The organism is Paenibacillus urinalis, assembly GCF_028747985.1.
Lineage (GTDB): Bacteria > Bacillota > Bacilli > Paenibacillales > Paenibacillaceae > Paenibacillus > Paenibacillus urinalis.
Window position 1 is genome coordinate 27,534 of record NZ_CP118109.1, and the last position, 21,488, is coordinate 49,021.

The following is a 21,488-nucleotide window of genomic DNA, read 5'->3' on the forward strand; positions in this document are numbered from 1 at the left end:
CCTATTCTTAGAATCCGCCTTTAAAAGCGTCCCCGTTTTTATTCAGTAGCTTAATTGTCCAAGTGACACGGATTCCTGTCGTAACATCTTTCACGGTATCGCCAACACGTACTAAGGAGTAAGCGTCAACTGGGAATCCAGTAAATCCCTCAATTTCATCATCCTTACGTGGCCCGTTGAACAATCCCATTTCACGAATCGTCACGTTGTATGCCGGTACTTGCTCAGGGAACTCAGCGATGAAGCTTACTGTTCCTTTATCAAGCTGGTACCAAGGATAAGCTGTTCCCGCTTTTGGCTTCTCAATGACAGCTCGTGCATAGCCTGTCTCGAATCCTGGAAGTTCCTCAGAAGTATAGTAAATATCGTAGTTCACGATAGCAGTGCCTTCTGCATCCAGAGTGCTAATGACGATCGATTTCTTATCTTCCGAAAGTTTGAACTTTCCAGTGTTAAATTCATCGTCTGTTGCTACCAGTGCTAGTTCTTTTCCTGTATTAGCATCAAATACAGTTACTTCTTTCAAGACAGCTGGTGCATTGTACACCTTGCCAGCAGTAGTATAGCGGTAGTCAGCTGTAATGACTGCGTCTGCTGCAGGAGCATTTGAGAAGGTAATCACGCCTTTGCTGTGACCGAATCCAGTGGTAACGACTTCACCGTTAACTTTAAGAACAAGCGATGAGCCTACTACATTCGTATTGGCAAGGTTAAACACCGACACTGTGCCATCGCCTGTACCTACAGCTTCACCGGTTACATTGGAAGTTACGGTTTGATTCGTCAGTGTTGCAGCTGCTTTCAAATCGTATCTTTCGCCGGTGATATCATAAGTGATGTGCAATCCACTCAGCGTTTTATTAAATTCAAGCGTTCCTTTTTTCTCATCAAGGAAGTACTTGCCGTCTGCAAGATCAGCTCGATCTTCAACTCGCTCGAAAGTTTCATCTTCATAAGAAACCTCAAGACTCTCAGGAACAACAGGGAAATGCTCCAGCTGCGCCGCATAAGGAGGGTTTGTTGAAGTGCTGTATGACGTAATGGTTTGGAACGATTTTGTGAAGTTTTCAAACTCATGCGCCAAGCCGTTCATTGCTTCAGTAAGACCATCTGAACGAAGTCCAGTAATCACTACATTTGCTCCCTCAGTAATCGAAGGATCTTTTCCTGTAAAGCGAAGTTCAACTTCATGAGAAGTTTCGCGATCAAGATCTGCAAATACTTTTTCGGCAGCAACCGGTTCTGCAAGGGAAGAATCGTAGGTCTCAATGGTCTCTTTCAAAGCACCATCAACATAAACTCCGATTTGTCCACCCGTATTGGATTTTTCGTATTTCACAACAAGGCGCCCTAGCTTCTCAGTGAGCTTCAATGAAGCATTCTCTGTAGTTGCTGCTGCCTTGCCTTCAGCTACCTCAAATCCGCCAGCCATTGCGATGCGCGCATCTTCGAAATCAATTGCACGATCTTTCCCGTCACCCAATCCAATGAACATATTGGTTTGAGCACTATAAATCTCAGATGTAATAGGAATCGCACCAGAAGAAGATTTTGTAGAAATGCTGAATGCTTTCTTGCCTACCTGCTCAGACACTTCTTCTTTCAGATATACCGTTTTTGGACGGTAACTGTAAGTGATATTAAACTGACTGTCGTCTACTGCTTTCCAGAAAACATTCGGCGCGAAGTTGAGTTGATCTACCCCATCCACTGCACTAGAAATGTTATCAGTCAAGCCAATATGGAATTTCTGTGTGACACCATTCGTTGCTTTTGGTGTGCGGTTTTTGTAAAGAGTACGATCCGGATCGCCAGAGAACGCACGGAGCATAATTTCTTCGGCACCATCGACAACCAAGTTTGGTTGATCCGCAAGCACGCCTAAGCTGTTGCCAGCCTCGTCGATTCTTTCGATCATGATATGACCCTTCGTTTCAAATTCGAAAGTATCATTCAATCCTCCATTGGCTTTTGGAGAAATTGCGGACTGAAATCTTTTCATGTAAGATTCCTTCTTAGGTCCATCTGGAAGCTTGCTCAGCAATGCATTGATTGCTTTTAAATTCATTATGAGTCCACTCCTTTTAGGGTATTGACGCCAAGTATAAATTCCCCGATTGGCCATCCTTCATCAAATCCGTTGCCTAGTGCGTACTGCACTTTCTCCTTACCGCTAATTTTAAAGAAGTCAGCTGGCTGTGGATGAATGAACGGCATTACACTATCAGAAGCAAGACGTTTTCGTTGATCTCTTATATTTGGCATATAGACCGGATAGATGCTGTCGTTAGAATCAAAGCTAATTGCCTCATTCGTTGATCCAGCGAGGTCTTTCCGGATTTGTATATCATCTTGAATCAAAACATCGTAGTATTCACTTAACCGCTTTTGATAATCTGCGATGATTTGATAAGTGGAGCTTATACTTAATTGTGTTTGATCGATTAGGTTGGCAGAATGCCCAAGAGTCACATTTAGCCTTTCATCCAAAGCAACGTTTGTGACTTCATTAGCTTTATGCCGTGTAGTCTCGATCCATTTAAAGGATTCATGCAGATTCACATCTACACTATCTTTAAAGGCAATCTGAGGCTCAAAATGAGCTTCTAAGCCTTCCAACATTTCGACCACCCAATCCTCTGAGTGGGTCGCTTTAATCGCCATATAGCCCTGATTCAGACGCTCTCCGATGCCTGCAAAATTGTCGAATGCTTCAACAATTTCATAGTCCACTAGAACGTGAGCCTTTTCTTGTATGCGGCCTATAAGCTTATCTACCAACTGAACAAAATAATCGTCGATATGAGGCAAAAAGTCTCCGTTTATCAGCTCTTTAACAAGATCCTTAACAATCATGTATTGCATTACATCATCATCATGATAGATATCATATCTGACTATGCCATGAGACTTCTTCTTAGACAGATCCGCCTCATCCTCAACTTCCAGATAGAGACTAGCCGCCAACTGATCAAGCGCTAGATAAGGGAATAAAGCATCGGTAATAAAGAGCTTCATAAGCATTAGCAGCTCTTCTTCAGGCTCCGCTATCAAAGCCTCAAGGATTTCATTCTTAAAGTAGTTGAGCTCTGTTTTTGTAGACTCCAAATGGACATAGTCCATCTGTTCTTGCAGAGCAGGCTCTAGTATCAATTGTACTGTACCATTAGCTTTTAGAACAAAGTCGTCAGAAGGCATCAGATCATGTGCTGACTTCAATACTTCATGCTTTATATCGAAATCAGTGCTATCACCTAAATAAATCGCTTGATTTTCGCCGTTTTCTAAGAAGACTTCAATCCTGGACTTTTTAATGATTTTATCGATCGCGTCTTCAAGGAAAACTTCAAGAACAAACGTCACGATATCATCTGTCCGATTCTTGATCTGGTCGGACACGCGGTGTAGCCTCATGAGCTCTGAGAACTCTTTCTGTGAGGACATAAAGCTTTCTTTGAACTCATGTCCTAGCTCCTTGCTGATCAGCTGAAATACTTCCTGAAGTGCAGCTTCCATCTGCTCATGTACACTTTCCATACCGTTAGCTCGAACAATGAATTGCTCGGATGTGTCTGTCGTCATTTCATCCTCATGATTCATAAGGAAGTCATGTCTGGTTCGATCCTTGCGGAGCGTTGATTGAAGCGCGTCATCTACTATGAGACTAACAAGACTCTCAACTTCTCCTTCTCGAACCATTGTCAGGATATCAAGAAGATCGTAAAGCATTTCATAAACTAAAAGCTCATTTTGATCGTCCTTGAGTTCTGAATAGATCCAATCACTTCTGTACCCGACATCTGATATTCCACGGATTCGATACTGATTGAGTCTTTTCACTTCACCCGGCTGCGGATTTAACCCAAGTGTTAGCCAATAGGATTCCGAAACACTGTCGATCGGTGAATCCAGAACGGCTTTAACACGGAATATAGCGCCTTCTACGCTGTCTGCTTCAAGGCCGGTATCAACGCGCTTTTGTGTCACTATTGATGCGCTATCGCCTTCGGCTTGAACTACACGAAGACGATAGACACCTTCACTACCCGGAAAAGAAACTTGCCTGAATAGCCGCTCTTTCATCGGATTTCCTGCATCAATAGTGAAAGGCATGACGCTCATTTCTTCATTCATGATGGTCCCTGCCTTTCACGCTATATTATTCTTGAGTTTTTGCTGCAGCTTTAGTGGTGCGCTTAGCTGTTGTTTTTGGCGCTTCTTCCTTGACTTCTTCTTTAACTTCTTCCTTAACTTCTTCAGGAGCTTCAGCAGTTGTTGCCGCAGCAGCCATGACGTTCATTTGAACGATCTCAGGCTCTCCTGCTTCTTTGGCATTAGGAAGATCGGCATTGCCAGCCAAGAGCTGATCTGCACGATCAACGGCCATCGAAGGTTCTGGATGAACGAATTTGCCATCCAACGTTTTACGAACCTCTTTTGTATTTGTTTTAAATACATCAGTAAACTTCGTCTTCCAGTTCTCAATAACAGAAGCCGGAAGTTCCCCCTCATATAACACTAAAGCTGGCGTCTTACACAACACAGCATGAACGATGTTTTTCATCGTCTCAGGCTTGGTCTCGTCATATGATAATGACCGTGTAGGATTAGCCAGCGTAAGATAAGTGTTAGTGAGGGGATCAAAGTAGCTAGTTTTGCGCGGTGCTAAACCGAACGTCACTTGTACAGCCATATTTGATCCCTCCATTAAAGTTTAGTTTAGTTTCTTATACTATACCCAACCAGCAGATTAAGAGATAACCCGAACTGTTTGAGGATTTGGATAACTGCGTTCGAATGCAAGGTTACGAGCTGTTGCTACTGCCTTACCTTCGTTCAATACGCCGATACCATAACGCTCTTTAACTTTGATCGTTTGGATATCACGCATCGGATCGTCGAACTGTTCTGTAGACAATGGGTCTTTTACGAGTACGATACCGATATTGGATTTGTCCACAACGTACATATCGAATTTCTTCTCTTCGTAGTTGAATGGAGCAAACGGCGTAAAGTTGATGTTGATGCTGAATGGAATACGTCCTTGTACGCTGTCTGGGTTGATTTGCAGGTTCGTGATTTGGGAACCGCCCAGTGCTGCATGAGACAGAGATTGCATCAGATCATTTTTGAAGAATACGCTCCAAGTCAGTGGATGCATGATGATATCTGTAGGATTGAAGCCGTTAGCCATAACCGCTACGAACATGTCGATCATATCTTCTGTGCTCAGTGTATTATTCAGGTTGCCATCGATATCGCGGCCAGTTGTACCTGCTTCCGTATATTTCGTACGAATATCGTTATCATATACGATGTGACCATGCTTAGAGAATTGGTTGAAGATTTTTTCTTCTTTAAGGCGAGCCATTGCTTCGCCCGCTTTACGAACCAAGATCCCGATTACGTCCCACTGGGAGTCGTTGATCATTTCGTCTGTAACGCGGACCACCATACCAGATTTACCAACTTTGACTTCTTGCGTGCGGTGCATTTGGAAGTCAACAGTTTCTTCTAGGTACGATTGGCTTTCCCCGATATCATGCGCACGCATTGCGCCGATAGACGGGAACTCGATAGAACGTCCTTCTGTTAGACGTACTGTTTGCATCAGGGTGGAGCCCAAATACATAGGCTCAGCTGCTTCACGCATCATACCAGTAATAACGCGCGGGATAAGAATGGAAGCATCTTGTGTAGTGAGTGCTTCTTTTACGCCGACAAGGTCACCTTTCGGGATTTGCGTCCAGTCCTCTTCAAGGTTGAGTTGACGCTGCATTCTCTCGTAGACTTTCACAGCCTCCGGAGACAATTGCATTTCATTTAAGTTCATCATTAGTGGCTAGGCCCCTTTCTGTGATTACGAATTATTTATGAAGCAGGATACGAACCGCACCGATCGAACCTTTGAAGTCCCAACCTGTTGGGATACCAGGGATTTGACCTGTTGCTTTGTACGTTGCCGTTACATTTTTAGGAGTAGCGCCAGCAGTGTTATCAACCGTTACAACAACCAAGCCAAGCTCAGCATTTACGTAATCAGGTTCAATAACTTGTCCATCGAATTTAACTTCGACAGTTCCGGCTACAGCTGGAAGGTGTTCCAAGCGGAAATCATGACGACCTTTTTGTCCCGGCTGAATTGTACCGATAACTTCATCTTCGTATGGCACTTCGATATTGGAACCGTTTGTTAGGCCAGGAATACCTTGTGGCTTGTACTGTCCTTTATCCCAGTTCGCATAAGTTTTTTCGTAAGGGTAGCCAGGGAAGCCATCTTGAGCACCAATATCTTCTGGACGGAATCCAGAGTTATTAATGTGCTTGTCATCAGAGCGTTGATCTTCTTGGCTCCATCCAACCCATTTCAACCAGCCTTGTGGAGGCATGTTCGTTTCAACGGACCAGATTTGACCGATAGTTTGATCGCGCATGATACTTTCTTGTTCCATCAAGGCTTTCAATTCATCAAGAGTAGTCGCTGCCTTGATTTGCTCACGAATTTGATCAAAGTCGGCTACGATTAGACGTCCGTTTTCATCAGACATTACAAAGTCGCCGTTTTTCGCAGGACGAGATGGATTCGCATCGTAGAAAGAACCCCAATGGATTTCTTCTGCGTCTGCTTTCACTGGAATGTATGGAAGCTCAATGTAGATTGTATTTTCAATTGTCGGCTGCATGCCGTTGAAACCATCTACAAATTCTTCATACAAGTTACCGTAAGCTACGCCAATTGCTTTATTGGCTGCACGAGTGTAAGTGGAGCCGTCTGTTTTATGAACGTCCGTTACATCCTTACCGCCGTTAGCTAGTGTAAGAACTGGAAGCAATGTGCCGCTGTCGAAATCTTTAATTACGCCGTCTTGTCTTTCGTTAAAGTTATCGGTTGCCGCAGCAACTGCGCGACCTTTAGGAATTACAACCCAGCCATCGCCACCGAAATGATACCGGAATAGACGTTTTAGACGAGGGTCAATTGCAAATTTCTCGCCGGGACTGTCATGAGTACCTGCTTGAAGCTTGGTATTTGTACGATTGTACTGATCTGGTGTGTCTCTAAGAGGACCTGTATTGCCAGAGAATAATGCCATTGAATAGTCAACTCCTTAAATTGGTATACATATTTTAGTGTTTTTTGCTTTTAAACATGCCACTAAATAGATTTACAGCATCTTGTCCTGTCATCGTCTTCGGTGTCTCGGACTCATCTGTATGAACACCAGGGTTTGTTACACTACCTGGAACCGGCTTAAGAGTTTTAGATTCTGCAAGAAGATCACTTCTCGTATTTTCCAATGACTCTTTACTACGTGTTGCATGAGCATCGACTGCTTCTTGGTGATCAACACCTACAACATCAGGTTTGTTAAGCTGACGCTTCATCTGAACAACACTTTCTGCAAGAGATCGATGAGCTGCCTCATTCAATGTCGCATTCTCTTGTGTCAGTCGAGAAACCTCGGCTTGTGCTTCAGATAGCTTTGCTCCCATGCGCTGATTTTCCATTACGAGATTTGTAATGGTTTGCTGCATCTCTGTCAGATTAACTGCCGGAGCTGGAGGAGTTGCAGGAGCAGGTGGATTGCTTTCCGTTGTTTGTGCAACTGGATCAGCATTCGTAGCTGCAGGAGGTGTTTGCTCTCCTTCTTTCGTACCAGCTACTGGATTTGTGTCTGGCTCAGCTGGAGGTGTCTGCTCTCCTTCTTTGGTTCCTGTAACAACTGTAGTTTCTGGATTTTCCTCATTTGGATTAGGCATTGTTGTACTCCCTTCCTCAAATCTAAGCAAGTTTTCAAAGGCTTTCTTTTGTCCTTCGTTTAACTGCTCATATAGGTTAGTACCTGGGCTATCTACGTGCTGTAGCAACCCTTCGGCTAGTTGAAAGATGTTCATTTGAACGGATTCCTGAGAAGACCCGCTTGAGTTGCTTCCTTCATCCTCGTAAACTGCAGTAACACCTGTGTTGCCGGCATATTCGTCAGCAGGGACATTAACATATGAAACTTCACGTCCATATGTTGTTCCAATAATGAAATGAGCTGTCTGATCCTCGTATTCTTGTCCGGGATAGTGCTCACACCACTCTTGAGTGCGGTCTGATCCGCAAATGTTGCAAGTAACTTTATCTGTACTCGCCCCGATAGATACTGTTTGGTATCGACCATCAAGCACCTTCTCGATTGCGACCGGATCGGTGATCTCTACGGTGAACATAAGCCCTGGCTTACCCGACATCGTCACATCATGGTACTCTGCCTTGATGATCCGTCCGATTGGCTCACCGTCAACATCATTGTGGTGAGTCAGTACCGGCTTCGGCCGTGGTGACGTCCAGCTTTCAAGACCTGCAGACAATCCTTCTTTGGTGTAATACGTATAGTTACGAGTACGACCAACGTGGATTGCTTCAATGGTAACAATCAGCTTTTTGGGTTTTCCTTTGGCTGATTCATTCAACACCTGGACTGATTCTCGTTTGATCTTTCCGATCGTTCCTAAATTCTCGTTAAAGGCTTTAGGCACCAGTGTTTTTTGTTCATGTTCTGTAAGCGTGTATACATTCCTCACTTAGCTTCACCCCCTTCGTCATGGATTGTTAGATCACATTCGCAGTTCGTGTGAAACGGAGGAATGCGATAGAATATAGCCATCTCATCGTAGGACGATAACTCTACCAGTGAGATAATCTCCTGCGATTTTTCATAGCAGGTTGAACAGCTTCCAGGCTCATGAAGAGCTTTTACGCTAGAGACTCCACTTCTGCCCAGCGCCAGAACATATCCGTAATGATATGTCTTAATCACTGTCGTCTTGGCAATAGCCTTAATGCGATGCCTTACAGATTCAAACACGCTGCGCGTGATTAGAATTGCTTTGTTTTCATCATCTACACCTTTGAGCTTTTCATTTAATACGTGATGTATCGTTTCTTCCATCAAATCAAAAGAATCTTGTGTAAATTCAGATACCAGTCGAAGCGATTGCGATAAGTTAATACCAGGCGATTTAGATAGCTTTAATTGAGTAGCAGCTTTCTTTGCTCCTTCAAGGAGTACGCTTCTTGCTTCTTTCTGAATAACTTGATCCATTTTGTCTTTGCTGAAATGTATCGCAGAAAGGGCTTCAGATGGTGAAGTCATTGGAAACCTGTTACGGGTCTTCGTCCGCTGAATCTCACCAATCACATCCTCCTCCATCATAGAGAAGACTTTACTCATCTCTTTATGAAGGGATTGCACAGTCTCAATAGGAAGTTCAAATTCCGATTGAATCTGGTCGTATTGGTCTTTTTCTTTCAGCGAAATTCCAATCACTTTGTCGTACATTTCCTTCAAGGATTCTGTACTGCTTTTTGGTCCGGATCGTGTTCCATTTTGATTGGTTGGCTGTTGCTTATTGTTTGTTTCCGCACTGCCGGATGCCGCGACTGCTGCTTGATCAAGAGTCGCTTGATGCTCTGCTTGCTGCATCCCAATCATTTGGAAGTGTAATCGACCTTCATCGGTTACGGGGTCCATTCCGATATTCTTACGGGTTTCATCCCACGTCTGAACGTTATGCTCAAATTTAAAGATCTCATGTGTTTCGACCTTGATACGCATTTCTTGTTCAATTTCATTGAAGACGAAGTTAACTCTAAAATCAGGGTTGGCCATAGGATCATAGCCGCCTTCAACCAGAAGTTCTTCGATAATGAATTGATCAATGTACATTTGGATCGTTTTCTGCCAACCTTTCACTCGGTCAGCTTTATTTCCACCCATAGCGTCCGCTGTATTTCGATTGGCTGTATCTCCCCGACCGAAATCGACTTGAGACATACCAAGCCCCGAGAACACTCGGTTTTCGAAATAATCCAGATAAGGACGGCCATCAATGGCTGTTATATTTACAGCTTCTACTTTATGGCGTTCTGGAAGGACGATCGCACCATCCGTCGGTAAATCTTCGATAACAGATCGAATAGCTTCAAGCTCTTCATCCGTTGCCTCATATCCCGGCTGTGCAACACCTACCGTATAAGCCAGAAGCGGAAAGATGTGTCGATACAGCAGGAGTGCCGCATTCTCTTCAACCTTTCGCAAAAGCCTTACATCATCTATAACAGGAGCAAGAAACGGAATACCAAATGCTTCGCCTGCTGGACGATTCACAGGAATGTGAATCATATCCTGCACCTGAAAATCTACTGTGTCTCCGCCTGATCCTGAATCCTGCGTATAGCTGGATACATTACCTTGATCATCCCGCGTAATTGAGATCGTCGCCGGTGGAAGTCTAAAATATCCGGCTACGGGATCTTTGGCTGGAAGGACTGCTGTTGCGGGAAGACCCGGAGGTAAACCCACTCCATTTTTTGCCCTGGCTTTGACAATGAAAGAGTTGTGAAATCTTACAACATCATCTGCGATTCCATGAAATAGCTCGTCTGTAGGTACTTGTGTAGCAATCGCCATCATATCCAGCCTTGTCTTGAGATACTGCAGAGCTTCATCACTACGACTCTTAAATGCATAGCCGCCTTTCATGATTAGCTCACTGTATTTCAGGACTGTCTGTGTTAGATAACTATCACGCTCTATGGCGGTTGCAATGGCTGCAAAGTCCGATTTCGGAGTTTCAGCATCACTACCACCTGAGCTGTTTTTGACTGCATATCCTACTCGCTTGACTTGAGTCGCTTTTGGATCACGATTGACAGTGATGCCGCTACTGGAGCTGCCGCCCGTTGGAGTCGTTGCGTTCTTTAGGCCAATACGTGATAAGACATTCATAAAAAGCTTAGCCAAGAAACACATCTCCTTTCCGAGCAAGTCACTTTATCTTAAATAATTATATATTAAAAATGTAAGGCGTTACACTTGTGCTAGACTGCGTATCCATTAGTCTCCAAATAACTAATTGCCCATTCTTCATCGATATTGCTTGCCTCTTGCAAATCCTCTAATATCCTCAAGAATCTTCTGATTTCCTCTTTTTTCTGAATAAGCTGGTATTGTTGACTATAGAAAATTGCCTCTTGCTGATAGAAACGAGTCATATCTGTAATGGATGAATCGTACTGATTTTTACTTTGCGATAGAGAACCGACAATGATTTCAGCCAGTGCATTCATGGATTCATTTGTATCCGATTGATTATAGAGCCAGTTCTTAACTCCGACACCGGATTTGGATTCCAGCTGCTGATAGAACCACTGCTGCTTTGAAACAAAGGATTCTTTCTGATCGTCAATCAGTGCATACTGCCCCTTCAATGAAGTCAGCTTGTCTTTTATGTTGCGGAAGGACAGTAGAACATAAGCAGCGACCGAAGACTTATCAGCAAGGGGTGCTACCTGTAGGATCATCCCTTTAAGATCATCCTTCATGACAACAGCTGGATTCGTTATAAGAAACTGCATCTGATCAAGCAATTGAGAATACATTGCATATCGGTTTCGGTGTACATATGAAGTATCCGATAGGGATACATGCAATGCTTCCATCTGTTGACGAGTCAGGTCTTGGTCATAAATCTGCCGCTCCAGTGAAGAGATTGTCGAGTTCGTTATGTCTTCCTCATGGTTCTCCTCATCCGAATACGCAGACTGAATCTCATCTGTTAGCCGATTAAAGACTTGCTCTGCTTCAATCCATTGATTAATCATATTGGCTTCTGATTCTTCGACAGCACTAACCTCTGCGTTGCCTGTAATCTGAGTACGGTAGTGTCCGTCCACAAATTCAAACTGCATCGAGCAGGATGCCTTCATTCGGTATAGGATCGTGTAAATTTCAGCATCACCAGAAGCCCGCGGACCGCACAATATATCTTCTTGCTCAATAATTCTGCTCTGATCTCCTGATTCGAGGATTCCCTTATACTCAAAGAAGCTAGGGGTTTGATTTCGATCTTCGATCATCTTCATTAAGACATTCATTCGCTCAACTAATTCTGAATAGCCCTTCAGAACACTTGTAATTGTAAAATCCTCTGAACGAATAATCTTTTGCACAGTTGCCGGATTAATTCGAAAGAAGCGATCTTTCTTCGGCATCTTCAGATCCGGCCGATAGTTAACCTGATTCCGTTCATAGGATGTATCTATACCACGCTGCCCAAAGATATCTTCCGACATGTTAATGACCTCCATAAAATATGTAAGGCGCAGAGATTAGTCTGCGCCCCAGGGAAAGAGAGTTTGATGAGCCTAGCCAGAAAGGATACAGGGGATTTTTGCCTTCCACCAGGCGGCCCAATGGCCACAAGGGACAACGCATTACTTCAGGCATTCCAGAGGATTCAAAACTTAGCTCTTGTCGGACGATTCTTCGCATTACCGCGACCCCATATATTCGATCCGCCTCTACTTCTTTTTCCACCATATCCAAGTTGAACTTTCTCCCAGTGCCAGTTCGGGTTGTCCCTCGCTTCACGCTCTGGTTTTTTGTTTTGGATATTGAATATATCACGTTGACCGCCGAATACTTGCTCTGCGATCTTCTCTTCTGATGTGTTATGCGATACGAAAGCACGAGTGGCTACATTGAACTTCTCCAAGACCTTCGCGATCTCAGGAAACTCTAATGTAAATCCAAGGATCGTCAGCATGAATGCATCCAGTGCATGCTCATTTTCTGACGTATAGATCGGCTTACCGTTTTGTGAGATACGGATAACTTGGTAATCCATCATTTGCTTCCACACCATATCATCGAATGGTGAAAGAACGATTCGATCTCGTTCCAATAGGATAGCTGTTTGGTTAACCATGAAGTTTTTCGCATCTTTCTTATCGACTTCACGAGTCGCTGGATCACGCACTTCAAAGGTTTGTGCGAACTGAATCCGCTTCACCTTTTTATCTAGCTGTGTATATGGATTATCTCGGCCGTGAAGACGAAGAGCCTCAACTTGATACTCCCCGCTACCAGCATCTACATAGACAAAGGCAGGGTTATATATGTCATTTAGCTCAATAATTCGTTTTACCGCATTATCGAACGTAAAATCGCTCCGAGGTATTTCTGATCTTAGGCAGACTCTGAATTTCTTCAGCTGTTCATCAAACTCCGTAACGATAATCTGAGTCGCTGCACCGTATTTATCCCAGTCCACTCCGATGATCCGGAGAGCTTTCGGTGCTGGGTTATTTATAGTATAAGGCCCGTAATAAACAATGTCATCTAGGTTGATGCCTTGCTTCTGATACTGCTCACGCTCATACGTATTCAGAGAGCGATAACTATAATGATATTGGCTTTTTGCTCGTTCTACCGCGTCTTTATTAAATACTCCGACGGTTTCTTCTCCGAACTCTGCCTCAACCTCGTGGATATAACCCTGTTGAGTCATTGTCGCACGCATTTCGCCTTCCATCCGTTCATCAAAGTCAGGGTTGACGTGAGAAGGGAAGTGATAGGCAATATAACCCGTATCTGGATTCGTACAGATATCATAAAAGAAGTCACGTTTACCTGTAGGTGTAGAGCTTACCCAAATACCGATACGTTTCGGATCTTCGAGTGCAATGGCGGTTACAGCATCAATACCGTCACGAGACATATAATCAACCTCATCAAGGAACAACCAGTCTGCCCGCTGACCCCGGACGGATGCACCGGCTTGGCTGCCGGCATTCGCACCAGCTGTAAAGCCCATGATCTTCGATCCATTACCGAAGGATGCAATAAACGGATTCTTGGTTATGGTGACTGAGGCACTTAGCTCTTCGCAATCTCGAACTAACTCCTGCAGACGCATGAAGATCAAGCGAACCTGATGTTCGTAAGGCGTTGCAATAAGTAGACGACTATTCTTATGATGAAACGCGTACCAAAGACAGAATACAACCATGGTCTCTGTCTTGCCAACCCGTCGTCCCATTCGGGCGGCAACACGCCGGTCGCCATTCATGATCCCTCGGATCATCTTTCGCTGATACCAACGTGCCTTCCAAGCATTCCCCTTCGGGTCTTTCAGCTTCCAGTACGCCCACTTAATCGGATCAGAGCGAATCTCTCGCTCCATTTCAAATAACTGTCTTTCTTCGACACTTTGCATAATATCACCCTAATTTGCTCGATAGAGGTTGTTTAGGGTGTGGTATCCCTTTTGAGAAAGATTGACTTCAAATCCTCTTTCTCTTTTCCTCATGTGAAGCAACCCTTCGTCAGCTGCTTGGGTCCAATTCATTTGATCGTGTAGCCCATGCGTCTGCAAATGCTTCAGTGGAACCCATTGATCGTTCCTACGACCATGAAGAAGGATCTTATTTAATGATTGATTAGATTTTAAAAACATCCTAATTCAGCACCCCTTCACTATTCATGAAGTTTGCATGAGTGCACCTCCTAGGCAGGATGTTCTTAATTATTCATTCCGTCTGCAATTCCGCCAATTAAAGAGCCACCTAAAGCAGCCGCTCCGTAAGTTAAAGCTTTTGATTTTCCACTTCCAAAAGCTTTTCCGTGATAACCTTTAACTGACTGGCTAAAAGACGATGCTTTTCTCATTGCCGCATCGCCAACAGTAGCTCTGGCTCTTTGTCCGTCTGTTACTGGAACCCCTGATGCATTGCTATATCGAATATCATCATGGGCTCTTCTAGTAAACTCTCTCACCGGCTTTTTCATGCCACGCAAAGCAGCTTTTGTTCCGAATTGTGCTCCCGCAGCAAGCGTACCTCCTACGATAGCCCCACCGACAAGACCCGATCCAATACCATCATCCACGCGGTTATATGGATTGTTTGATTGCATCATTGTTATTCACCTCAATCACTCATATAGTCAATTCCTGCCCCAATTCCTCCACCAAGCACAGCAGCACCAGCATAAAACCCTGCTTTCTTCCAGCCACCGCCAAACACCTTGCCATAACCTCGCTCTACTTTTCCGCCGACTCCGACTGCTTTAGCAGTCTTCTTGGTGGATCCGTACTCCGGTAATAGAGGTGTGGAATCTTTTTTGGCTGATCTAGCTGCACTTATAAGTGAAGCTCCTTTTGCTCCTGCATGAACTACACCCATGCTCGCCGCCCCAGCCAAAGCCCCATAGGCTGCGCCATTGTAAACAGGGTCGTGGTTACTGACTCTCTGATAGGGTTCATTGCTTCTCATCATCTTTACTCACCTCCCTCTCAGTAGGCTTTAGATGCCCCGCGCGCATGCCTGTACATAATGGCAGAAGCCGTGTTTCTCGCATTGGATGCATTCTGCATACCCGTCTGTTGCATATACATTTGCCCTTCATTCTGCGCGAAGCCGCCTCCAAACATAGAGGACTTCTGACGAATACCAGCCTTAGCCGCATCGGTCATCCGGATGATCTCAGGCGTCATAGATACGCCTGCCATAACCCCCATTGTAAGGAACCCACCGGGCATAAGGTTCCACGCGGCGTTAGTCAAAGCTGCTTTACCAATTGCGACAGCTGCATTCTCTCCATCTTTAATCCGAGAAACAGCATCAACTGCAACCATCCCGGCACCGAATGCACGGGCTATCTTTCCTTCTTTTCTTATCTGATTGACGCCTTGACCAGGCGGCAACGCTTGTGTTGTCATATTGGACATCTACCTAGCCTCCATGCCTTAAATTGTGCAGGGCAAATACTAGGTCGCCTCTCGCAGCCAGATCTTGATTGCCGGCAGGATCGCCTAGATATCCCATGCCATCCGATCTTGTCCCAGGAAGCGACATAATCCCCCGATCATCCATAGCATCCATTGCATTTCGATTACCTGCTTCGGACTGTCCATTTATAACCTGATATCCGCCGTAAGCTCCCATTCCTGTAAGGGCTACCGCCTTTCCTTTTCTGGATAGTCCAAATCCTGTATACAGGTTATTGATGCTTCGCTGAGTGTTCTTCTCAAACATCGAAGGGACTTGTTTCCCTATATATTTGCCCACGTTTACAGCGCCTCTGACATACATGTTCTCACCTCCTATTCGATAGGTTCGACTTCAATTGGCGTGATATCGATCGGCTCGTTATTGCCTCTCATCTTCTCGTAATATCTTCGTTCCGCCTCATCCTCATTTTCCATGTGAGCGTCCATATCATCGTTTACCTTGACCATCTGTGAAGCTCTCGAAGCCGGATCAAGTTCAACTGTAACCTTCGTCCCTTGCTTATCACGGCGCGTACTGTTCAAGAGCTGCAGTGTCTTGTTCTTGCTGTTTCTCAGCTTCTCTTTATACTCGACTACGGGATGCAATTCTTTCTTCACTAGCGCATCTCCGTCTTCTGTCATACCCACCACGTTCTCTATGATGAAGTCCGCATCGATTGCCATCTTGTTATCACATCTAAGCAGGGATACATCAATATCAACGAGTTCTTTAACCATGATGAGATCGACCGTATTTTTCGGATCCTCTCGATCAATCTTGAGGTCTGTGCAGTATCGGTCAAAGAGATCTTCAATCGCAGCAATCTCAATAGGACACTTCTCGCCAAAGGGTGCCATTTGCATTTGCATGAGAGGGCAAGACTCACGATAAGGGCAGGATTCTGCTTTACAGATGATTGGCACGGATGCATATAGCCCATGCTTTGTACTGCGAAGCCTGCGGGCGACATCTATCGCCTGTATAGCGGCAGGATTCTGTGTCCAAGCCGTAGGATTCAGGTTTTGAGAGACGACCATCTTCCCGGCTTCGGTACGAGGTCCAGTATTAGACATAGGTCACTCTCCCTCTGGAATGACGCCACAAATCTCCATGACATTCTTCCATTTCTCTTCTGTGCTATGTCCATCCCAGTTAGGCTTGATCTCTGGCAGTGTGCCGACATCAAAGCTGTCTGGAATATGGAATGTAATCGATCCGTTGTTGATGGAAATGACACGAAGCCATCCTTCCCAATTATTATCTGTATCGTAGTACCATCCACATGGATAATAATCAGGTGTAACCTCCGACATTCCCCAAGCATTGCGAACAGTGTCATTCATATAGTTAGCCAGCAATAACGCCAGCATATTTCTTTCCCAGTAGGCTCCGTCCTTTGTTTCCTCCAGACTCATGCCCTCTTTCCAAACATATGGCTTCATAACTTTTCCTCCTTGTAAGTACGAAAAAAGGGGTAGATCTAATGACCCCTTGACCCCGATCGGTACTGTTTGGGCAGTCTATCCCCTTAGCTTAATTGTACAGGCTCTGGTATTTTCAGGACATTTGCGCCTATGAATGCACAAAAAAATAGAGCCCCATGAAGGGACCCTATCTTGTGTAATTCTATTTGATTTCATTTAATTCCGCTAGAAAGCGTTATTTTCCTTCGTTTTGCTCCGATTCAATAGCTTTCGATAATAATCGTCTGGCTTCTGTTGCCCAATCACCTGGCTTGATCTTATCGAAATGATCTTTAATATCTGTATCGACATCACGAATGATGACTTGGACTTTCGGCACCTTCCGTGCTTTCGTCTCTCTTTCTTCAGCCATTACGCTGCCTCGCTTTCGAATATATCTTTGATGAATCTTTCATAAACCTGCTCAAAGTTCAGACTGCCATCTTCCTGTTCCTTGACTTGGTTCATTGCCGCACGAATATAGAATCCATATACGTTCGCCATTTGCGGGTCGTCCACTACGGAGAAGGCTTGTACCTTACGCTTCGCAAACTCTTCTTTCAAGAAGTCTTGGAAGATATGTGCGCCCCCGCCTGAAAGCAAGATGATCTTCACACGGTTCGCATGCTGACCCCAAGACGTAATAACCTCATTTGCGATGACTGCAGAGATCTCCTTCGCGGCTTCTTCTACAAGATGATACAGATTATGAGAAGCGCCATTGAACTCGATTTCTTCTCCACGAACGACTGAATCTAGTTCGTCATCCGTTGGGCTGTAAGCAACCCCAAACTCGTTATCAAAGTGAATAGCCATACTCACTTTGAGTCGCTTGTACAGCTCAGCAGTCGCAAGTGTCGATCCATAAGTTCCCTCTTCCTCTACATATACGCCTTCGGAGAATAATGCATAATCTGTAGTGAGGTGCCCGATATCAACGATAGCAGTCAAAGCTCTGTAGAGCGTAGTCGTCAAAAGACCTTCTTTTGTGAAAGCGAATTGTGTAGATGTTACACTTCCCTCTGGCTGTCTCAAGATTTCATATCCAATAACATTAATTTTCTTAGTGATTGTTTTTCCATAACCAAGGTAGATCACAATTTCAAAACTTTGGTTTATGTACTCTTCCAACCGTGTGCGAATACCTTTATCGAAATCCTCATTCGGCAGACCAGTTGTTAAGTAGACATTATATTCTCCATCTTCATGAGGAACACATAGTGCAAGATTGGTTTCAAACATAACTCTGAATGATGGATCGGATGCACGGTCATGATTGGTTGTCCGACTTGTAACCAGAAGCTTATTACTCTTCATTGCCTGTTCGCCTACATGATAGAAACCGTCAGTAGTCTTCACCATCAAGCGAGATTCATCGACTTCTGTGTGCTTAAAGGAATTAGCGAACTTTTCATTTGTAGGCATGACAGTACTCGGTATGACACCGAACATGCCTAAGCTCGACATGCGCTTGCTTCCATTAAAACCAATATCAATTGCTGCAAGCTCAAAATCAAATAAGTCTTCTAGCTTTAACTTCAAATCTTTCACTTTTTTCACCGCCATGATTGTTTTCCTCCTAATTCGACATGTTATATCATATTATAACATGTTCTGATGTATTCTCTCGTAAACGATCATAACATATTTAATAGATACCAAGCAACCCTTAATTTGGACAACAAAAAAAGCAGCAGGTGTGCCGCCCGCCGCTTTTCGAACAAGTGAAGCTGTATGAGGTTGGAGATCTCACGTATCCTTCGCTGAGTTATATTTTAAGCCATTTGGCAAAAAATATCAAGAACGTATGTTCTCTTTTTGTGATTTCTTTTCACAGAAAAGGCTTCAAGACCGTTGCCAACGTTTCAACATATGATTTCAACACTGGAGGTGTAATTTTAACAGATAGAGGGTGGCAGTCCTATGACCTGTTGGCTATTTACTTGAAGCCCTTTTCTCTAAAAAGAGTATTGGCATACTCCGGATTATTTTTTTGTAGGAGGTGTCGTGAGCCCATGCTAAGCATCACGATTAATCCGGAGCAAACCATACTGTGTCCAGTCAGCTATTTTGAGGAGAGCTGCTGCAGTCATCTGCCAAGTCGGGTCTGTGTTCTCGACTTGAGTTTATTCTATACGATAATGTAATGCATTACAATATGATTATATATTATTTCACGCGTTTTCTCTCTTTTTTTCTTTGACGCTTTTGATTTTGCTCTATGATGTACGTTTCCTCTTGATGTGTCGCTTTCTTATCCGTTATTACCTGGGGTGCTGTTGCCGATGTCACTAGCAGCAATAGTATCGCCAAGGAGCATTTGTCTCGCCTCTTCAGTCGTTTGAAAACTCGCATTTAATCTCCGTCCTCTTCCATGTCTTATTCCATTGAATTTCCGCGCCCTTGCAAGGTCACATTCGATCTGTAAAGCAATTTGCTCTGCATCCATAAATAGCTCTCCATAACTAGATGGAGCTCTTGGAGAAGGCATGATAAAGGTCTGGACTTCATGATTTCCGATTCGTGGTTTTATTCGATGACCAAAAAACTTCTTAAACGTGTTATCCAGCAATGCTGTATATGTGGACACCATAATAACATCAGCATAGATCATAACTTGTTCCAGCCAGCTTGAATGGATCATCATAGAGTCTGCTTCATCGAATATAACCAAGCAATCGTTTAGTTCTTGTGGTGAATATTCCCCGATCTTCATCTCGAAAGATATCGTCCTACCATTTTCCAAGGAGAACCCATTGGATGTATAATCGTATTGGATTCCATCCTGAATAAGGCGTGACCTTATCATATCTCTATGGGCTTGTGATGAAGCAACATACCGATCAAATACAACAACGTTCTTGTTTGACCTGATTACCTTTTCACTTAAGGCAGTAGTCTTCCCTGCTCTCCTGTGAGCAACGACCGCAATATGGCCGTTATCGCACTCATGGAACAGTCTCCAGCGTTCTTGATAGTCAGACTCTTGGACGACGATAGGTTCTCCTGTTGCCCTTGATACCCTTTGCAAATATTCCATCAATAGCTCCAAGTGTTGTCCCTCCCTTCTCAAGCTCTCTGAAACGAGGAACAACCTCACCTTCGTACTCAATAGGATTGTGCCATTCTAACAGTGGGCGATAAAATTTCTGATCAGGCTCGTCCTCACGATAGTACCAGACTGCTTTTCCATCCTCATGACGACTTGCATCAATACCTATGTCAGATATGACATATAGTCCACCTTTGTAGTGCTGCCACCTTGATCCGATCTTCGGGGTTCTCATATACTTTCACCTCCTAGGTCAGACACGTCCAGCTTAGTTTCAAAGGTTATATACTTCATGGGCTGTGCCCTTACAATGTCTAGCTGCCAAGCTCCTGATTCGCAATACATGATAATCCTGTCGCCTTCTGCAACTATAGACTCTAAGCCAGGGAAGCTTTCGTCTAAAGCCTTCAGGACTTGATTTGCTATTTTCATAACTGCAGGTCCTCCCTAGCCAATTGCCAATCTCTCGCAAGCAAGTCTTCGTCTGTAAGGCTATAGCTTTTCCATCTCTGCAGCTCTTCTTTGAACATCAGGCGACCTTCGATATACCTGTACCTTTTTCCAAGCTGTCCGCTTCTCTTTAACTTGTATCCGTTCGTAAGCATACGTATGGCAATACTAGTATCGAATGATTCCATATACTGAATATCCACTTCTTCTGGAATAATCATGAGTGGTCTGCCTTGACCGAATCTCATTTTCCATTTGTCCGCCATTTCTTTTGCTTCTTTAAACGGCATCGAACTTGGTATCTGCATTATATAGATACCGTTAAGAGAATAAACATTATCGATGTACTTCTGCATCAGCTCCACTTTCGCGAAACCTCCTTATCTTGTATGAGGCGCCATAGAAGTCTGGATTAGGAAGCATCATCAATTGGAATGTCCTCATAATGTTTTCCCTGTTGGCTTTCAACGTTTTACAATTTCTTATCTTCTTATCCGTGAAGTAATAGAATATGTCTCCGCCATCAGTTTCTCTACATCTCACACTGAATAGATGATCACCTGATTCAGCGATCTCTCCGGGTTGAATGTAGTAGACAACGTCTGCAAGATTAAGCCACTTGCTTCTCGACAGTTCCTCTTTCCATTTCTCTGAATAGACCTTCATCAATTCCAACTAGGCCCCCGCCTTCCTCTTAGCCTTCATCTTTTGTTTCAAGCGGCAGGAATCACATGCCCTCTTTGTGCTGTTGTTCTCTTTCCCGCATATTGTGCATAGTCCATTTGCTAAACGATATGATCGCTTCGCTCTGGCATAGTGCACAACGCATAGTCCTTTTGAGATGGGCTTCTTATGGCACCCTTCTTCGATACACTCCGTATGCTCGTACATCGGTCTCCCTGTTCCTGCTAACACAATG

The 21,488-nt window shown here is 44.1% G+C and carries 22 protein-coding genes; all 22 read right to left on the reverse strand.

Annotated features, from left to right (window positions below; genetic code table 11):
* Positions 1 to 7 precede the first annotated feature (7 nt).
* The 22 genes from PUW25_RS25360 to PUW25_RS25465 all read right to left on the reverse strand — a co-directional run bounded on the left by PUW25_RS25360 (position 8) and on the right by PUW25_RS25465 (position 21,244).
* A complete protein-coding gene (locus tag PUW25_RS25360) occupies positions 8 to 2,068 on the reverse strand; it encodes a hypothetical protein (protein ID WP_274338728.1) in 2,061 nt (686 codons plus the stop codon).
* On the reverse strand, positions 2,068 to 4,134 hold the full coding sequence (locus tag PUW25_RS25365; RefSeq protein WP_274338729.1) for a hypothetical protein: 2,067 nt from the start codon (positions 4,132 to 4,134) through the stop codon (positions 2,068 to 2,070). Before PUW25_RS25365 ends, PUW25_RS25360 begins: the two co-directional genes overlap by 1 nt.
* 25 nt (positions 4,135 to 4,159) lie before the next feature.
* A complete protein-coding gene (locus PUW25_RS25370) occupies positions 4,160 to 4,693 on the reverse strand; it encodes a hypothetical protein (RefSeq protein WP_274338730.1) in 534 nt (177 codons plus the stop codon).
* Positions 4,694 to 4,750: 57 nt separating this feature from the next.
* The gene (locus PUW25_RS25375; protein ID WP_274338731.1) at positions 4,751 to 5,836 is read right to left on the reverse strand and encodes a phage major capsid protein; all 1,086 of its coding nucleotides are present in this window, start codon (positions 5,834 to 5,836) and stop codon (positions 4,751 to 4,753) included.
* A 31-nt stretch (positions 5,837 to 5,867) separates the two neighbouring features.
* The gene (locus tag PUW25_RS25380; protein ID WP_274338732.1) at positions 5,868 to 7,094 is read right to left on the reverse strand and encodes a hypothetical protein; all 1,227 of its coding nucleotides are present in this window, start codon (positions 7,092 to 7,094) and stop codon (positions 5,868 to 5,870) included.
* Positions 7,095 to 7,128: 34 nt separating this feature from the next.
* Positions 7,129 to 8,571, reverse strand: coding sequence for a hypothetical protein (locus PUW25_RS25385; RefSeq protein WP_274338733.1), 1,443 nt, complete (start codon positions 8,569 to 8,571; stop codon positions 7,129 to 7,131).
* The gene (locus PUW25_RS25390) at positions 8,568 to 10,793 is read right to left on the reverse strand and encodes a hypothetical protein (RefSeq protein WP_274338734.1); all 2,226 of its coding nucleotides are present in this window, start codon (positions 10,791 to 10,793) and stop codon (positions 8,568 to 8,570) included. Before PUW25_RS25390 ends, PUW25_RS25385 begins: the two co-directional genes overlap by 4 nt.
* A gap of 77 nt (positions 10,794 to 10,870) precedes the next feature.
* Complete coding sequence (locus tag PUW25_RS25395; protein WP_274338735.1) at positions 10,871 to 12,124, reverse strand: hypothetical protein; 1,254 nt, start codon at positions 12,122 to 12,124, stop codon at positions 10,871 to 10,873.
* Between the two features lie 164 nt (positions 12,125 to 12,288).
* A complete protein-coding gene (locus tag PUW25_RS25400; protein ID WP_274338736.1) occupies positions 12,289 to 14,049 on the reverse strand; it encodes a terminase large subunit domain-containing protein in 1,761 nt (586 codons plus the stop codon).
* Positions 14,050 to 14,354: 305 nt separating this feature from the next.
* Positions 14,355 to 14,750: a hypothetical protein gene (locus PUW25_RS25405; RefSeq protein ID WP_274338737.1), complete on the reverse strand. Its 396-nt coding sequence runs from the start codon at positions 14,748 to 14,750 to the stop codon at positions 14,355 to 14,357.
* An 11-nt stretch (positions 14,751 to 14,761) separates the two neighbouring features.
* Positions 14,762 to 15,109 (reverse strand): hypothetical protein, encoded by a 348-nt coding sequence (locus PUW25_RS25410; protein ID WP_274338738.1) that lies wholly within the window; start codon positions 15,107 to 15,109, stop codon positions 14,762 to 14,764.
* A 17-nt stretch (positions 15,110 to 15,126) separates the two neighbouring features.
* Complete coding sequence (locus tag PUW25_RS25415; RefSeq protein WP_274338739.1) at positions 15,127 to 15,561, reverse strand: hypothetical protein; 435 nt, start codon at positions 15,559 to 15,561, stop codon at positions 15,127 to 15,129.
* 4 nt (positions 15,562 to 15,565) lie between these two features.
* Positions 15,566 to 15,925 (reverse strand): hypothetical protein, encoded by a 360-nt coding sequence (locus tag PUW25_RS25420; protein ID WP_274338740.1) that lies wholly within the window; start codon positions 15,923 to 15,925, stop codon positions 15,566 to 15,568.
* Positions 15,926 to 15,936: 11 nt separating this feature from the next.
* On the reverse strand, positions 15,937 to 16,677 hold the full coding sequence (locus PUW25_RS25425) for a hypothetical protein (protein ID WP_274338741.1): 741 nt from the start codon (positions 16,675 to 16,677) through the stop codon (positions 15,937 to 15,939).
* A gap of 3 nt (positions 16,678 to 16,680) precedes the next feature.
* Positions 16,681 to 17,046 carry a hypothetical protein gene (locus PUW25_RS25430; protein WP_274338742.1) on the reverse strand — a complete coding sequence of 122 codons (366 nt, stop codon included), beginning with the start codon at positions 17,044 to 17,046 and terminating at the stop codon, positions 16,681 to 16,683.
* Between the two features lie 217 nt (positions 17,047 to 17,263).
* Positions 17,264 to 17,440 carry a hypothetical protein gene (locus PUW25_RS25435; protein ID WP_274338743.1) on the reverse strand — a complete coding sequence of 59 codons (177 nt, stop codon included), beginning with the start codon at positions 17,438 to 17,440 and terminating at the stop codon, positions 17,264 to 17,266.
* On the reverse strand, positions 17,440 to 18,633 hold the full coding sequence (locus PUW25_RS25440) for a ParM/StbA family protein (RefSeq protein ID WP_274338744.1): 1,194 nt from the start codon (positions 18,631 to 18,633) through the stop codon (positions 17,440 to 17,442). The genes PUW25_RS25435 and PUW25_RS25440 overlap by 1 nt, the downstream gene beginning before the upstream one ends.
* Positions 18,634 to 19,321: 688 nt before the next feature.
* Positions 19,322 to 20,119 carry a hypothetical protein gene (locus tag PUW25_RS25445; RefSeq protein WP_274338745.1) on the reverse strand — a complete coding sequence of 266 codons (798 nt, stop codon included), beginning with the start codon at positions 20,117 to 20,119 and terminating at the stop codon, positions 19,322 to 19,324.
* On the reverse strand, positions 20,046 to 20,354 hold the full coding sequence (locus PUW25_RS25450; protein WP_274338746.1) for a DUF1653 domain-containing protein: 309 nt from the start codon (positions 20,352 to 20,354) through the stop codon (positions 20,046 to 20,048). Before PUW25_RS25450 ends, PUW25_RS25445 begins: the two co-directional genes overlap by 74 nt.
* Positions 20,351 to 20,551, reverse strand: a complete 201-nt coding sequence (locus PUW25_RS25455) for a hypothetical protein (RefSeq protein WP_274338747.1) — start codon at positions 20,549 to 20,551, stop codon at positions 20,351 to 20,353. Before PUW25_RS25455 ends, PUW25_RS25450 begins: the two co-directional genes overlap by 4 nt.
* Positions 20,548 to 20,934, reverse strand: a complete 387-nt coding sequence (locus PUW25_RS25460; protein ID WP_274338748.1) for a hypothetical protein — start codon at positions 20,932 to 20,934, stop codon at positions 20,548 to 20,550. Before PUW25_RS25460 ends, PUW25_RS25455 begins: the two co-directional genes overlap by 4 nt.
* Positions 20,906 to 21,244, reverse strand: a complete 339-nt coding sequence (locus PUW25_RS25465) for a hypothetical protein (RefSeq protein ID WP_274338749.1) — start codon at positions 21,242 to 21,244, stop codon at positions 20,906 to 20,908. The genes PUW25_RS25460 and PUW25_RS25465 overlap by 29 nt, the downstream gene beginning before the upstream one ends.
* Positions 21,245 to 21,488 lie beyond the last annotated feature (244 nt).